The organism is Desulfovibrio cuneatus DSM 11391, assembly GCF_000430005.1.
Classification (GTDB): domain Bacteria; phylum Desulfobacterota; class Desulfovibrionia; order Desulfovibrionales; family Desulfovibrionaceae; genus Frigididesulfovibrio; species Frigididesulfovibrio cuneatus.
In genome coordinates, this window is the sequence record NZ_AUCY01000011.1 from 100,821 (window position 1) to 114,899 (window position 14,079).

Annotated in this window: 10 protein-coding genes; all 10 read right to left on the reverse strand. The window is 55.1% G+C overall.

Annotated elements, in window-relative coordinates:
• Positions 1 to 221: 221 nt before the first annotated feature.
• The 10 genes from G497_RS16240 to menD all read right to left on the reverse strand — a co-directional run bounded on the left by G497_RS16240 (position 222) and on the right by menD (position 14,060).
• On the reverse strand, positions 222 to 1,964 hold the full coding sequence (locus tag G497_RS16240; RefSeq protein WP_051257737.1) for a cytochrome c3 family protein: 1,743 nt from the start codon (positions 1,962 to 1,964) through the stop codon (positions 222 to 224).
• A 102-nt stretch (positions 1,965 to 2,066) separates the two neighbouring features.
• On the reverse strand, positions 2,067 to 3,389 hold the full coding sequence (locus G497_RS0102035; RefSeq protein ID WP_027186898.1) for a c-type cytochrome: 1,323 nt from the start codon (positions 3,387 to 3,389) through the stop codon (positions 2,067 to 2,069).
• Between the two features lie 2 nt (positions 3,390 to 3,391).
• A complete protein-coding gene (locus tag G497_RS16245; RefSeq protein ID WP_051257738.1) occupies positions 3,392 to 4,486 on the reverse strand; it encodes a hypothetical protein in 1,095 nt (364 codons plus the stop codon).
• 764 nt (positions 4,487 to 5,250) lie between these two features.
• Positions 5,251 to 5,517: an RNA-binding regulator gene (rbp, locus tag G497_RS0102045; RefSeq protein ID WP_027186899.1), complete on the reverse strand. Its 267-nt coding sequence runs from the start codon at positions 5,515 to 5,517 to the stop codon at positions 5,251 to 5,253.
• A gap of 286 nt (positions 5,518 to 5,803) precedes the next feature.
• Entirely contained in the window at positions 5,804 to 7,093 is a 1,290-nt protein-coding gene (locus G497_RS0102050; RefSeq protein WP_027186900.1) for a surface lipoprotein assembly modifier, read from the reverse strand.
• A 255-nt stretch (positions 7,094 to 7,348) separates the two neighbouring features.
• Entirely contained in the window at positions 7,349 to 8,737 is a 1,389-nt protein-coding gene (locus G497_RS0102055) for a FecR family protein (RefSeq protein ID WP_027186901.1), read from the reverse strand.
• 243 nt (positions 8,738 to 8,980) lie between these two features.
• On the reverse strand, positions 8,981 to 10,072 hold the full coding sequence (locus G497_RS16250; protein WP_051257739.1) for an AMP-binding protein: 1,092 nt from the start codon (positions 10,070 to 10,072) through the stop codon (positions 8,981 to 8,983).
• A 337-nt stretch (positions 10,073 to 10,409) separates the two neighbouring features.
• Positions 10,410 to 11,510 (reverse strand): o-succinylbenzoate synthase, encoded by a 1,101-nt coding sequence (locus tag G497_RS16255; protein WP_084515891.1) that lies wholly within the window; start codon positions 11,508 to 11,510, stop codon positions 10,410 to 10,412.
• A gap of 81 nt (positions 11,511 to 11,591) precedes the next feature.
• Positions 11,592 to 12,413 (reverse strand): 1,4-dihydroxy-2-naphthoyl-CoA synthase, encoded by an 822-nt coding sequence (gene menB / locus G497_RS0102070; RefSeq protein WP_027186902.1) that lies wholly within the window; start codon positions 12,411 to 12,413, stop codon positions 11,592 to 11,594.
• Between the two features lie 12 nt (positions 12,414 to 12,425).
• Positions 12,426 to 14,060: a 2-succinyl-5-enolpyruvyl-6-hydroxy-3-cyclohexene-1-carboxylic-acid synthase gene (menD, locus tag G497_RS0102075; protein WP_027186903.1), complete on the reverse strand. Its 1,635-nt coding sequence runs from the start codon at positions 14,058 to 14,060 to the stop codon at positions 12,426 to 12,428.
• Positions 14,061 to 14,079: the final 19 nt, after the last annotated feature.

The window sequence follows — 14,079 nt, forward strand, 5'->3', positions numbered from 1 at the left end:
ATAACTGCGCGTTTCCATAATGCCAGTTAATAAGTGTGTCTCTATTACTTGGGGAGGCTCTGCCTCCCTAATACCCACCGCCAAGGGCATGATGCCCTTGGAACCCGCATCAACGTTTACGTTTTCGCACAGCGAAAACGCAAACGTAAATGGGGGTCAAGGGGAATCATTCCCCTTGCAGGGGGTATGGGGGACAGCGTCCCCCAACCAAACGCAAAAAATCAGTCGTTCCCTATGTGGCAGGCGCGGCACTGAATGGGGCCACTGGCTTTACCCTGGCTACGCATTTCCAGGTGGCAGGGCTGGCAGCCCCGCACGGCACCGTGGAAGGCATTGCGGAACAACAACGGGTCTTCCGGGCTTACGCCGGGGCCAGGCAGCTTGCTGTGGCATCCTTCCTGGGCACAGGCCAGGGGCTTGCCGTCTACAAAACCTGTGTGGTGGCAGCTTTTGCAATCCAGGCGGGCATGCCCGGCATGGGGGAACACGGCACGTGGCCGGGTGAACACAGCCCCCTGTGGTGCGGTAATGCTGCGGGTGGGCAGTTCCACAATGGGGTGGTGCATGGAAACGTCCATGGGGGTGTTGTGGCACACGGCACAGTTACCAAAGGCCCCAAAGGGAGCAGCCACCTGCTGGTGCTGCACGGGGGGAATGTTGCTGCGGTTGCGGCCAAAGGGATTTTCCGCTGGGTACAGGGCGTGGGGGGCACCGTGGCAGGTGCTGCACCGCAGTTGCCCGGAGTCGTCCACAGAATTGGAGAACAGGGCCTTTTCATCTTTGGTCCACTTGTTGAAGGCCGAGGCCGTTTCAGTGGAAGGCTTGGTGGTAAAGTCGTGGCAGCTTGCGCATGAGGGCATGTTCACCCGGGGAATGCGCGGAGCTATTTTATCCTGCGTGCTGGCAAGGCGCGGGGCAATGGCCCCGGCAAGGCGCTGGGCAGCGGCTTTGCCCGCACTGCTTTCGTGGTTCAGCAGGGAAATGGCGTGGTCTTCCAGAAAGCCATGGCAGCGGGTACAGTCCAGCCCTTTGGCGGCGTGCAGGTCGTTGGCAAACCAGGTAACACTTTGCGGGCCGGAAGGGTGGCAGGAGGCGCAGGCCTCAGCCCCTTGTTTGCCCATGTAGGCGGCATGCCAGCCGTGAATGGCGGCGGAAAGGTTCAGCCCGGTGTTGTTTTCCAGGCTGTGGCAGCTTGTACAGTTAATGGGGTTGCCAGCAGCCGCTTGGGCCGCAAGCTGGGTATTGTTAATGCGGTCATGCACACGCAAAATGTCGCCTGCGGTGGCGGTGTCCATGCCAGCCCGGCCTTCAACCCGCCACTCGCCCGTATGGCAGTTTTTACAGCCCATTTCGGTGGACATGGGCAACACGGTGCGGGTGGTGGCCAGCACTGTGCCTGATTTATCCACGGCTTCCACCGTTACCAGGGGGTAGGGGGTGAAGCTGCCCTTGCCACTGTAGGGCATGGCGGGAATAACCGGAGTGGTGAACACGCTCACATCCCCTTCCTTCAGGGTAAAGGTGCCCGTGCGGGGCAAGGGGTTGCCGCTTGCGTCCTGCAAGGGGCCTTGCGGGGAAATGTCCAGGCTGTAACGGAGGGTTATGTCCTTGTCCGCCACGGCAAGGTCTGGGCCACGGTGAATAAGCTGTGCTTCCAGCACGGTGCCGGGTGGCAGCAGGCTCCAGGCCGGAGTGGGGTCGATAATTTGGGTAAGGCCGTTTTTGCTCCACACCGAAAGCACATACTGGCTGCTGGCGGGGTCAAAGGGCGGAATGGTAACTGCTTCAGCATCATAGTCTTTATTTTGGTCTTGCTTTGGGGGGGCAGTGGCCTTTTGTAAGGCATTTTCTGGTACCGGGGGCACGGAGGCAGGGCCAGACCACAGCGAAGCCCCGAAAAAGACCAGGCTGAGGGTGACCCCGGCAATCCACAGGGGATAGAGATAAGAGGATTTTTTGCTCATGGCGTATCCTTGGCAGGTTATAGAAAACACTGGTTCTGTCACTATTGGAGCGCAGGGTGGGCTACCAGGGTAACCCACGTGCGATAACTCTCAGTATTGCTATTAATGGGCTGGGAACATCTGGCTTAAGTAAAAAGCCAGGGCCCTGCGTTCTTCCGGGGTGCCAAAAAAGGGAGGCATGTACAGGTTCAGCCTGCCTTGGCCAGCCAACAGGGCATCAATGCCAGCCATGCCACGCCCGGCAACACGCGGGGCAATGTTCAGCATGGGGCCACCCAGCCCGTGGCAGGAACCACATTGCTGGGCAAACAGGAAACGCCCGGCCTGCATGCTGCCTTCTGCTGTGGCAAGGTCGTGGTTGCCTGCCCAGGGTGAAAGCGCCCCTTGGCGGTTCATGCGTTCGCCTTCTTCCAGGGGAATGTCGTTGGAATAGATTTTTCCGTAAATAACATACGGCCTGCGCGCGGTTTCACGCACCCACTCAAAGGCCCCGAGCTGGGCAAGGGAAAGCCCCAATACCACCAGCACCAGCGCCATGCGGGCGGGGGCTGGCAAGCGGTGTAGTACCAGCAGTAACACCACTGCTGCCAGCAGCAGCAAGGGCGTAACCACCATGAACAGTTCCACAAAGGGACGAATGTCTGCATTGCCGCGTTGCAGGGCAGGAGGCAGGGAAAAGCCAGGGCCAAAACCCGGCAGGGCTGCTGCATACCACACAGCAGAAGCGGCCAGCACAAGGAAGGAACCCACCACCCACACTGCGCTCCAGCGCAGCATGCGTTCCCGCGTGGGGGCACCTTTAATGCCAAGTGCCGTAACCATGCCAAACAGCCCTGCAAGCATCAGGGAGTTGGCAAAGCGGTACACAAGGGCAGGCCAGAAGGTGGGGTTGAGTATGCCTGTCCAGAAATCTTCCGGCCCGGCCCATTCCCCCGGCGTAAGCATAAAGCTGACAACCCCGTTAATGGCCACCAAGGAAAGAAAGGCAAAGGCAGCATACATCCAGCCCAGGGTCATGTGGTCTTTGGGGCGCATGCGGCCTTGCAGGCACAGGGAAAAGGTGGCGGCATACAGGAGCAGGGCTACAATTTCCCCAAGAAAAAAAGCCCATTCGCTGGCCCAGGCATACATGAAGTTGCTCACCAGAAAGGACACTGCCGTGGGGGAAACCAGGGCGGTAACCATCCATATGCCCACCCCGGAAAGGCCACCAAACACCATGGTGACCAGCAGGAAAAATTTGGTGTGCTTTTGCACCCACTGTAATATTTCCGGGTTATTTTCACGGTGGCCTTTTGCTTCAGCAAACGTCAGCAAAAAGCCGCCGCCCACAGCTATTTGCGCCACAAAAATGTGCAGCACGGCAATAATGGCAATGAGCAGGCCGCCGTTAATATACGGTATTTCAAGTGCAGGAAAGTTCATGTTTATGCCTCCTTGGTATGTTGCGGTTGCGCCGCAGAAGGCGTGCTATAGGCCCTGGCACAAAGACGTAAGGCCCAAAAGATACCCGCAAAAGTGCCCAGGACGCTGACAAGGAACAGCACAAGCACACTTGGTGGCACGGCATATTCCGGGGGCATGGAACCGGCCTGAACCCCCATAAGCACAAACTGGCGTAGCAGCGCGCGCACGGCCACCATGGTGGCCACCAAAAAAGCGGCCACGCCAACGGTTTGCCATACTTTGGCCCGCAGGCTTAACCACACCCCAAGGCCCATGCCAAGCCCAAGGAAAGTATACAAGGCATGAATGGCAGGAGTTGTGAGTAAAAAATGTTGTTGCTGCGGTGTAAGGGAGAAAAAGTACCAGGTGCCCACGGCAAGTTGCCCCAGGGTGGCATGGCGGAACCAGGCAAGCCCTTGGGTAATGGCAGGTTCTTGCCCGGCAATGCCTTTATTTTGGCGCAGGGTCGCAAGCCCGGCAAGGCACAAGCCACCCACAGCCATACAGGCAAGCAAGGAGTGCAGAAAGCGCGGTACCACAGTGCCTGCCCCGGCAAGCAGCAGGGCACTGGCCCGTTCCGGCAACCAATTTGGCCACACTTGCGGGTTAAGCACCAGGGCCGCGTTGGCGGTTAAAATAAATGCGGTAAGCAGCAACAGGCAGGTAGCAATACCCAGCACAAACCTGCGGCCATTTTCCTTTGCTGCGGCAAGGTACAGGCCGTAATAGGCCATCATTACCAGCAGCATTATTCCAAGCCACCACACTGACTGGATAATGGAACCGCTATAAAAAAAACGGCCATACAGAACCTGTAAAAACAGCAGGGGCGGTACAGCAAGGTTTACCGTAAGGGCCACGCCTTTTGGCAGCATGGGCAGGCTATCTTCCAGGTTTTGGCGCACCGCAGCATGGGGGCTGCGCCAGCGCAGCACTGCCAGCAGTAATGTACCCACAAGCGCATTCATAAGAAGAAGGTGGGCGGTAAAGGTAATAAAGCTTAATACCTCTATCCAGCCAGCAGGGCCGGGTATGGGGGCAGCATAGGGCAAAAATGCCTGTATACCTTGAGTCATGGTAGTTTCCTTTATCGTGTTGCGAGAGGAAGGGACAAAAGAGGGAAAACAAAGTGCTTGGTGGGGGAATAGGGGGCTTAGACAAAATCCCATGCGCACTGGGCAAAAATTCTTATGACGACAATTCTGCCGGACAGCGGAATGAAATGGGGAACTACGCGCCCCCGCTGCAAAGCGGGGCACAGGATGTAGCAAGTCAAATCGGCTGTAGGTGAGCATTGCTCGCCGTTAAGCGACTATTTCACATGTGGTATGCTCGGAAGAGGCAACCACACAATGTGATGAGTCAGGTAACGTGGGTGTTGTTCCGCTATGGAACAAGAGGGGCGACTGCGCAGTGTGGCTATGCCAGTGCTGACAATGGGCTTCAGGACATTGTGTATAGCTGGTGGTATTTTATACCAGTATAGGTACGTGTGGTCAATGGCTGGTTTGCGTTGTTTTATATGTATGCGGTAATCTGCATACATGCACGAGGCCTGAAAATTATTGTACCCCAACGTTGTACTATAATAGGAGTAATGATCATATTGTGCTAAATAGCACAACAGCGCACAGGGTTTCAGTCACAACGTGCACTCAATTGGGAGGGAAAAACAGTAGGCAGTGTGACTTTGGTCGTTTGCTTAGGCCGACTCCGGTATACTAATTCAGGCAGTATTACCTTAGAATGGGCATAATGCGGCAGAGATAAAAAAAACCCCGGCGAACCGGGGTTTTTACTTCAAGCAGTTTGGAAGGTTTGCGCAAAACTGCGCCAGTTGCTAGTAGCGGGGCTGGCGGGGAGCTTTGGGCTGTGCTTCGTTAACTTTCAGGCTACGGCCGTCCATGGTGGAGCCGTCAAGTGCCTGAATAGCAGCAGGAGCATCGGCAGCAGCCATTTCTACAAAACCGAAGCCACGGGCGCGGCCCGTTTCACGGTCAGAAACCAGATTTACGGAATTCACAGTACCGTACTGGGAAAAGAGATTACGAACTTGATCTTCCGTTGCCGACCAGGGCAGGTTGCCCACATAAATAGACTTGCTCACAAAAAACCTCGTGAAAAAAAAGTTTTGCACATGACGTTTCGCATCCATATGCAAAACAAGTATGTACAAGAAGGTTCGTTTATATCAAGGAAGTTTTATCATGGCAAGAAAAAAATGAAAAAAATATTTAATAGTTACTTCGTTCAGGTGACCAGGTGTGTCTTGATATCAATATAACATTGCAGCCCAAGGCATATGTGAACTTTTTTTGTATTGCTGTGCCATTCGGGGCTGTTGCCGCCAGAGTAAAAAAACGAGGTGCAAAGGGATTAAGGCAGCATTCTCTTTAGAATGACCAGGCGATACCAACGGAAACAAGGTCCTGGTTGTACTTGTATATGTCACTGTTGGAATTGTTTTGTATGCGCTGATAGCTTGTTTCAATTTTCCAGGCAGCCGTAATATTATAGTTCAGGCTAACTCCCATGCGCACGCGTTCTTCTTCACGTTTTTCAAGGTCCAGGATAGTTGCGGGGCCTTTGTAGTAGTCTTTGCCATAGGCAACAAAAGGGCCGAATTCAAACCCCTTGGGAAGGCGGAACATCAGGTTTGCCGAAGCTTCCCAGCCATGGGAGGAATAATCGTTAATTTTTGCCATGCCATTGGTGTATTTGCCGCCCAGCATAAATTCGTGTTGGCTGTTACTGCCAAAAAAAAAGCGGCCATACAAACCAGCGTTACTGTACAACCCGTTTTTTGTTCTGTCGCGTGCGTAGTCGCGCTTGTCTATTCCGCCGCGGGCAATAACTTGCACTTTGGGGCTAACAGCATAGGCATACATAAGTTCCGGGCCTGTGCTCCAAATATGGGAATACAGTTCATAATCAAACGCTTCTGCCTTAACACGTATGTCCCATAGGCTACGCTGGCCAAGGCGGCGCAGCCCTGCCGCCCCCCGTGCCCAAAGGGAGCTTCTGGTGCTGCTGTGGCGCAGTTTGTTGCTTGTGTTTCCCCGTGAGAAAATTTGTAAATCGCTTACAATGTACCATGGGCTGTTTTGCCCCATGCGCCAACTGTAATCCAGCATGGCTCCTGCGTAGCCCGCAAACGACTCTATATGCTTTGCATTGGGAAATTCGATGTTCCAGTTGCCAAGCATCATTTTGTTGGAAGCAGGGCCCTGGTTGGCGTTGGAGTCGTACATGGCCCCTAAACGCACGTTGCCGTGCAGTTGGTGGCGGCTTACCTGGTTTGACCAGGCCTTGATTTTGGCCGCATCTGCTGCCGGGTCTGTTCCGGCCCGGGCCTGTTTTTGTTCCATGGCCAACAGGGCATTTGTGGTGTCGCCAAGAACAACGTACACTTGGGCAAGCTCGTCATAAAGCGTAGCTTCAGCGGGGAACACTTCCAGCACCCGTTCATAGGCCATAATGGCCTGGTTCAACCGTTGTGAACCCACAGCAGAACGGGCCAGGCCCAGGTTTACTTCCGGGTCGGCAGGGTATTGGCGCAGAAGTTGGGTATATTCTGCATACGCTTCCATAAACTTACCTTGCTGCAGCAAGCTGGCCGCTTCTGCCTTGGCTGCTTGCTCGCTAAGCCCTTGGAGGGAAGCCGCAGCATGTGCTTCAGCCATAGAGCACAGCAAAGCCGTGCACAAAATGAGACTGAAGAAGTAAGAACGGAGTACCTGTACCATGAAAACCTCTAAGCCCTTATGCATCAATCGGAATTTATGTGTAGAGGATACCAGATTAATTTGGAAAAGCAAAGCAGTACGGGGGTACTCTAAAACAGCAAAAGGCAAAATACAGTAAGTATTTTGCCTTTTGGTATAACTTGTGTGTCGTTTTGAATTTTGGTCGGTGTTCAGCCCATGCCCTGAAAAAACTTATGGGGTTATGTTTTGGGTAGATTCGAATGATCCGGAAGAACGAGTATTTCCTGTAAATGTGGCATCGTAAATACCGGTTACGGAATTTCCGTTCACTAAATCTGTCCAGGAATTATTGTTTGCCTGGAGGCGTGCCGAGCCGGGGATTAACATTTTCGTAACCCCGTTCACCAAGGCAGAACCTGTGAAGCCAGTTAAGGCAACTGAATCAGTCGGAGTGAAGCGGCCACCACTCCCCCCTGTAAGGGTCATGGACTTGCTTCCGTCATTCATGTGCATATTGCCGTTTGTCGCTGCACCCGTGCTCAAGTTGAAGTCAAAGGAGAATGTTCCCTGTGTCCCTGTGGCAAACAGGTTGCCACTTCCGGCAGTGAGTGAGCCTGATACTATGCCTTGCGTTGGCCGTGGCACCGGGATGGGTGTTGGGGGTGGTGTTGGGCCAGGGGGTGGTGTTGGGCCAGGGGGTGGTGTTGGGTCAGGGGGTGGTGTTGGGTCAGGGGTGGGTGTTGGGCCAGGGGTGGGTGTTGAATTTTGGTTGTCGTTTTTGGGCTGCAACTTTTCACTGAGGGCAGCAAAAGTGGCTGCGCTGTTGTTTTGCGTTGCCGTGGTGCTGCTTGCCAATGCACTGTTTGGGCCAGCGCCGCCGCCTGTGCTGGCAGAAGTGGATGAGCTAAGGCCACCCCCGGTGGAGGAAGCCACAGCGCCAGCGCTGCCGCCGGAATCACCGCTGCCAGAAGAAGAGTCGCCGGAGCCAGAACCAGACTGGGAGGCAGAAGATGACTTGGTGGGGGTTGCCCCGCCCACTTCGGCTTCAATGGCTTTTAGGTCTGCCGGGGTAATGACCGAAGGGGTAAGGTTGGAACTGGCAGCTTTAAAGCCACGCGGCACAACCACATCGTTCAAATATACGGTTTTCAGGGTGCTTTCCACAAAAACCGCTGTGTTGCCCTGGCGGCTGTTAATGGTAAGCACTGTGCCACGAATCCCCACGGTGGCTTCCGGCGTGGTTACCGTAAAGCCCAAGGGGTTTTGTTCCACTATTTTGCCAGTAATAACACGGGCCATGCCTTCCAGAATATGGGCCTTAAAAACTGGTTTTTTGCCGTCAGCGGCAAAGTCCTGCATTTGCAGGCGGGCATTTGGGCCAATGGTTACGGTTGTATCGTCTTCAAAAAAAATCTGCACTTTTCCGGTGGCGGCTGTTACAATGGTGTCACCACGCTCAACCCCTGCTTTCAAGGCTAACGGAACTTTACTTCCGCTACGTTCCGCAAAGGCTTCACCCTTCAAGGAAATTACTGTTCCCACGGGGCCTGCAAAGCAAGCACCCGCAGTAAACAGGAATAACGCAAGGCCCAAAATGCAGGAGTGTATGTTCTTGTACATAAATCCTTCCTTATGGCTATGTTTTGGTAAAATACCAAAAAAGCACTTCCTAAACTCTACTTGTTATATAGGCTCGCAGTGGGAAAAGGTCAACTAAAAGATGGATACAATAGGAAGGAATTAAATTTTGCCTCATGCACTGTAAGGAAAACAGCCAGTGCAGAACGGATAAGTAGCGTAAGCGGCATTGTGTTCTTCCTCAATATATTATTGCCATTATGTAGCGCTTTCCCTTGGCGGATCCTAGTTTACCTTGCTCTGTGTGGCAAGGGTTTGGCAGGCAAGTTGCTTCAGGGCAGTTCTGTCTATTTTTCCACTGGCCTGTGTGCGGGGCAAGGCAGGCACCACCACGAAATGTTTTGGTCGCATGTGCGGGTGCAGGGGGGCGGCAACGGCCTGTTGGTTCACAGGTTGTTCACTTACCAGCACCAGCACTTCCCCCAGTTGGGCGTGGGGGCAGGCGGTAACGGCAAAGGATGTGCCCAGCACCGGGTGCAGCAGGGCTTCAACTTCTTCAAGTTGCACTTTAAGCCCGCCGCACAGGGCAATGTTGTCGCTTCGCCCATGAATGGTGAAGCTGCCGTCCTCATGCAGGGTGACAATGTCGTTGGTTTCCAGTTCCTGTGGGCACACTTGTGGGGCATGCAGGGCCAGGGTGCCCCTGGCTGTTTGCCACACCCTTACCCCCGTGAGGGGGGTGTACCCTGTTTGCTGGCAAGGCCCATTGATGCGGCGCAGGGCAATGTGCGAAAGGGTTTCTGTCATGCCGTAGGTGGCCCAGGCCTGCCCCGGAAAATGGGTAAGCGCAGTAACAAGCTCATGCGGCACAGGGCCGCCCCCCACAAGTAAATGGCGCACAGCATACAGGTGTGTGCGCGCATGTGGGTTTTGCAGGCCGTTGTGTACTTGCAAGGGCACCATGGCGGCAAGGTCTATGGTGCCGTAATGTTCCAGCATGGGGGTGCCGGAAACCGGGGCAACATGCAGGTTCAGCCCGGCCTGAATGGCCCGTACAATCATCATTTTTCCGGCAATGTACTGGGGGGAAAGGCAAAGCAAGGCAGTGTGCCCTTTGTGCAGGCCAAGGTGCGCACAGGTTATGGCGGCGCTGTGCAGCATACGGCTTTTTTCTGCCACCAGCAGTTTTGGTGTACCTGTGGAACCGGAGGTGTGCAGGGTAAGGCTTGGAGCAGGGGCAAACCATTGCTGCAAGAACAGCGCAAGCTCTTTATGCTGGGCAGAGCGCCAGGCAATATCTGGCAGGGCTTTTGGGGAAAAGGCACTTGCCGGGTAGGTTGTGCCTTCAATGGTTATGCACGCGGGACTGTGGGCCAAGGGGGGGGACTCCTTTTCTTCCGCTCGAAAGTATTGCACATGAATGTATTGGTTGTAATTGGGGGACTCTGTTCCCCTGCCGACCTTCTTCCGTTCCAGCGGCGGGGTACATGCTTTGGCGGCGTAGCCGCCTGCGCCCCGCCTTGTCACTCCACGGCTCGCTACGCTCGCGACTACCGTCTACCTTTTTCCGTTCCAGCGGCGGGGTACATGCTTTGGCGGCGTAGCCGCCTGCGCCCCGCCTTGTCACTCCATGGCTCGCTACGCTCGCGACTACCGTCAGTTTTAGGGAAGGCGTATGCGTAAGATGTGAATAAAATATCTGATGCGCAGATATTTACATACTGCTGCAATAACTTTTCAAAGTTGTTGGGCAGGTGCTGTACGGGCAAAGCTGTTGCATGTGCGTAGGGGAGAACCAGAGTGTATCCTGCTGCACCGCAAGGCCAAAGGGCAGGTTGTTGGTATACAGCAAGCCAGTGCCAAGGCCCTGGGGCAGGGTGGGGGCAAGGGTTGCGCACCATTGGGCAATGGCGTTTAGGCCGATGTTGGATTCCAGGGCCGAAGTGAGCCACCAGCCCACGCCATGTTTTGCGGCAAGGTCAAGCCACTGGCGGGTGCCGTGCAGGCCGCCGTGCAAGCTGGGTTTAAGCACAAGGTATTGCGGCGCAACCGTGCGTAAAAGTTCTTCCTTTTCCGCCAGGGTTGTCAGGCCAATAAGCTCTTCATCCAGGGCAATGGGCAGGGGTGTGTTGGCGGTAAGGGCCGCAAGGGCCTCCCACTGGCCTTTGGCAATGGGCTGTTCAATGGAATGGAGGTGAAATTCAGCAAGGCGGCTGAGCTTTTCCGGCGCTTCTGCCGGGCTGAAGGCCCCGTTGGCGTCCACCCGAATGGTAATATCGCTGGGGCTGAAGGCTGCACGAATATGGCGCAACAGGGCCAGCTCGCGTGAAAAGTCAAGGGCCCCGATTTTCAGCTTGATGCACCGAAAGCCCTGGGCCAGTTTGGCTTCAATTTGTTGCAGCATGTAGGGGTAGTCGCCCATCCATACCAGCCCGTTTATGGGTATGCCTGCCTCGCTCCTGGCAAAAGCCGTGGGCCACAGGGCAAAACTGCTTGCCTGTAAATGCTGCAAGGCGGTTTCCAGCCCAAACAGGATGGAAGGTGTTTTTTCCAGGGTCGTATGGGTGAGCTGCCCTGTGCGGGCAAGGGTGGTGCAGGCCTGGTGCAGGGCTGTTTCATAATCTTTGGGGGGCAGGGCGTCGCAACTCAGGCCGGGCAGGGGGGCGCACTCCCCAATGCCGCTTTGTCCGGCAGCGTTGGTGAGTACAACATACCACACCGTGTGGGTGTGCATAACCCCGCGTGAAGTGCCCGCTGGCCTGTGAAACACCAGGGTGCGGGGAATAATGGAAAATGTGTAGTGGGAATTTTGCATAATGAATGTGATTGGTTATTATTGGGGAGGCAGAGCCTCCCCAAGTAAGTGCAACAATTTCGACTTTTGCACTTCTCTCTCTTAAGGAAACTTGGGGAAGCGGGAAAAGTCGGGCTTGCGTTTTTCCAGAAAGGCTTTTTTGCCTTCTTGTGCTTCTTCTGTGAGGTAATAGAGCAGGGTGGCATTGCCTGCCAGTTCTTGCAGGCCTGCTTGGCCATCCAGTTCCGCGTTCAGGCCAAGTTTAAGCATGCGCAGGGCCATGGGGCTGTGGCACAGCATTTCTTTGGCCCACTGCACCACTTCATCTTCAAGGCGTTCAAAGGGTACCACGGCGTTCACAAGGCCCATTTCCAGGGCTTGCTGCGCAGAATATTGGCGGCATAAAAACCATATTTCCCGTGCTTTTTTCTGGCCCACCACCCGGGCAAGGTAGGAAGAACCGAACCCGGCATCAAAGCTGCCCACTTTGGGGCCGGTTTGTCCGAAAATGGCGTTTTCAGAAGCAATGGAAAGGTCACACAAAACGTGCAGCACGTGCCCCCCGCCAATGGCAAAGCCGTTAACCATGGCAATAACAGGCTTTGGCAGTGAGCGAATTTGCTTTTGCACATCAAGAATATTCAGGCGCGGTATGCCATTGGCGTCTATATAGCCCCCGTGCCCCTTCACATTCTGGTCGCCCCCGGCGCAAAAGGCTTTGTCGCCAGCGCCAGTAAGCACCACCACTCCAATTTCCGGTGTTTCCCGGCAAATGTGCAAGGCTTCACTTATTTCACGGGAGGTGAGGGGGGTAAAGGCGTTGCGGTAGCGTGGACGGTTGATAGTTATTTTGGCAATACCTTCATAAAAGTCGAAAAAGATTTCTTCAAACGTTTTGATTTGTTTCCATTCTCGTGTGCTCATAGGGTAGTCCTTTTATGCAGGGCTTGGTTTGCTGTGCGGCACCAACACTTCAAGCAGCATGGGTGCGTTGTGGGCGCTGGTAAATTCGGGCAATTGCGCCGCAAGGGTTTCTGCGCATTGTGCGTGCATGTAGGTGCAGCCTGCGGCCATTGCCCATGGTTTGCCTTGCCGGGTGTGTTGGGCTGCAATATAGGGGTCTAACATGCTGGATTTTTCCAGCCCCGGCAAGGCATAAAAAATGCCCCCGCACCCGTTGTTCATGAGTAAAATACGCAGGTTGGCAGGCGGGGTGCACAGGGCCAGGGCGTTGATATCATACAAAAAACTAAGGTCGCCAATGAGCAGGAAGGTAAGCCCTTCATGCACGCTGGCATAGCCAATGGCGGTGGAAATGGCCCCTTCAATACCACTGGTGCCACGGTTGCACAGCACTTCCACCCCTGGGGGCAGGGCAAAACACTGGGCTTGGCGCACACTGGAACTGTTGGCAAGGTGCAGGGCGCTGCCTTGCGGTAATTGGGCCAGCATAGCCCCCACGGCATCCTTTTCTCCCCAGGTTTTAGAGTTTTGGCCCGTGCATTGGGCGGGTGCTGTGCAAAGGCTTTTAGCCTGGTTGTGCCAGTGCTGCATAAAGGGTGGCAAGGCGCTTTGGGCCGGAAGCTGGCTGGTGAGCTCTTGCCAGAAGGTGTGCAGCGGTACCTGCACCACACGGGTAAGCGCCTGGAACAGGTCAATGACGGCGCCGGAGGGGGAAATGTGCCAGTGGGCCTTGGGGGGGTGTGTGCGTAAAAACTGCTTCAGGTGCTTGGAAACAATGTGCCCGCCGCAGGTCACCAGCAGTTCCGGGGCAAGGCCCGGCAGGTCGTTTTTGGGTGTGCTTGCCAGCAGTTGGTCGAAGCTGCCAAGGGCTGTGCCCGGCAGGTTGGCAAGGTGTTCCCCCAGTAACACACTGCTTTGCCCGGCGGCATGCAGCAAGGGGGCAAGGGTGTGGTTTTGGGGCAGTTGCCCCACTACCACCATGCGCTTTTCATATTGCAGCCATTGTGCGCCTATGCCGGGCAGGGCATGCGATTGAGTGTGCACATATTCCATGGGGGCAAAGGGTGGCAGGGCCGGGGCGGAAAAGTTGAACAGCGGTTCGGAAAGAGGAATATTTACATGCACAGGGCCATTGTGGGCAAGGGCAAGCAGGGCTTCATGCAGCAGGCGGCGGCAAAACCATTCGTCTTCCGGCACGTGTACTTCTGGCAGGTGCACTGATTTATGGGTGATGCTGGCAAACAGGTTCACCTGGGGCAGTGTTTGCCCGTCCATTTGGCCTATCCAGGCGGGGGAGCGGTCAGCAGAAAGCACCAGCAGGGGGAGTTCCTGGTAAAACGCTTCGGCAATGGCTGGCCCATAATTGAGCAAGGCCGTGCCGGAAGTGCAGCAAATGGCCACAGGCTGGCGCAGTTTCTGGATAAGCCCCAAGGCAAAATAGGCGGCGCTGCGTTCATCCACCACGCTGTGGGCGCAAAAAAAGGGGTCTATGGCCAGGGTATGCACCAAGGGGGCATTGCGCGCACCAGGGGAGAGCACTACATGCCGTATGTTATAGGCTTTCAGCGCAGCAGCGGTGAGCAATACGTTTTTTTTGGTGGAATACATGGGCATGGTTCCTTACTTT

What these genes read in the sequence shown, in the direction of transcription:
- G497_RS16240 (WP_051257737.1), bottom strand. Translation starts at nt 1,964, where the DNA reads ATGAGCAAAAAATCCTCTTATCTCTATCCCCTGTGGATTGCCGGGGTC.
- menB (WP_027186902.1), bottom strand. Translation starts at nt 12,413, where the DNA reads ATGAGCACACGAGAATGGAAACAAATCAAAACGTTTGAAGAAATCTTT.
- menD (WP_027186903.1), bottom strand. Translation starts at nt 14,060, where the DNA reads ATGTATTCCACCAAAAAAAACGTATTGCTCACCGCTGCTGCGCTGAAA.
- G497_RS0102055 (WP_027186901.1), bottom strand. Translation starts at nt 8,737, where the DNA reads ATGTACAAGAACATACACTCCTGCATTTTGGGCCTTGCGTTATTCCTG.
- G497_RS0102035 (WP_027186898.1), bottom strand. Translation starts at nt 3,389, where the DNA reads ATGAACTTTCCTGCACTTGAAATACCGTATATTAACGGCGGCCTGCTC.
- G497_RS16255 (WP_084515891.1), bottom strand. Translation starts at nt 11,510, where the DNA reads ATGCAAAATTCCCACTACACATTTTCCATTATTCCCCGCACCCTGGTG.
- G497_RS16245 (WP_051257738.1), bottom strand. Translation starts at nt 4,486, where the DNA reads ATGACTCAAGGTATACAGGCATTTTTGCCCTATGCTGCCCCCATACCC.
- G497_RS0102050 (WP_027186900.1), bottom strand. Translation starts at nt 7,093, where the DNA reads ATGGCTGAAGCACATGCTGCGGCTTCCCTCCAAGGGCTTAGCGAGCAA.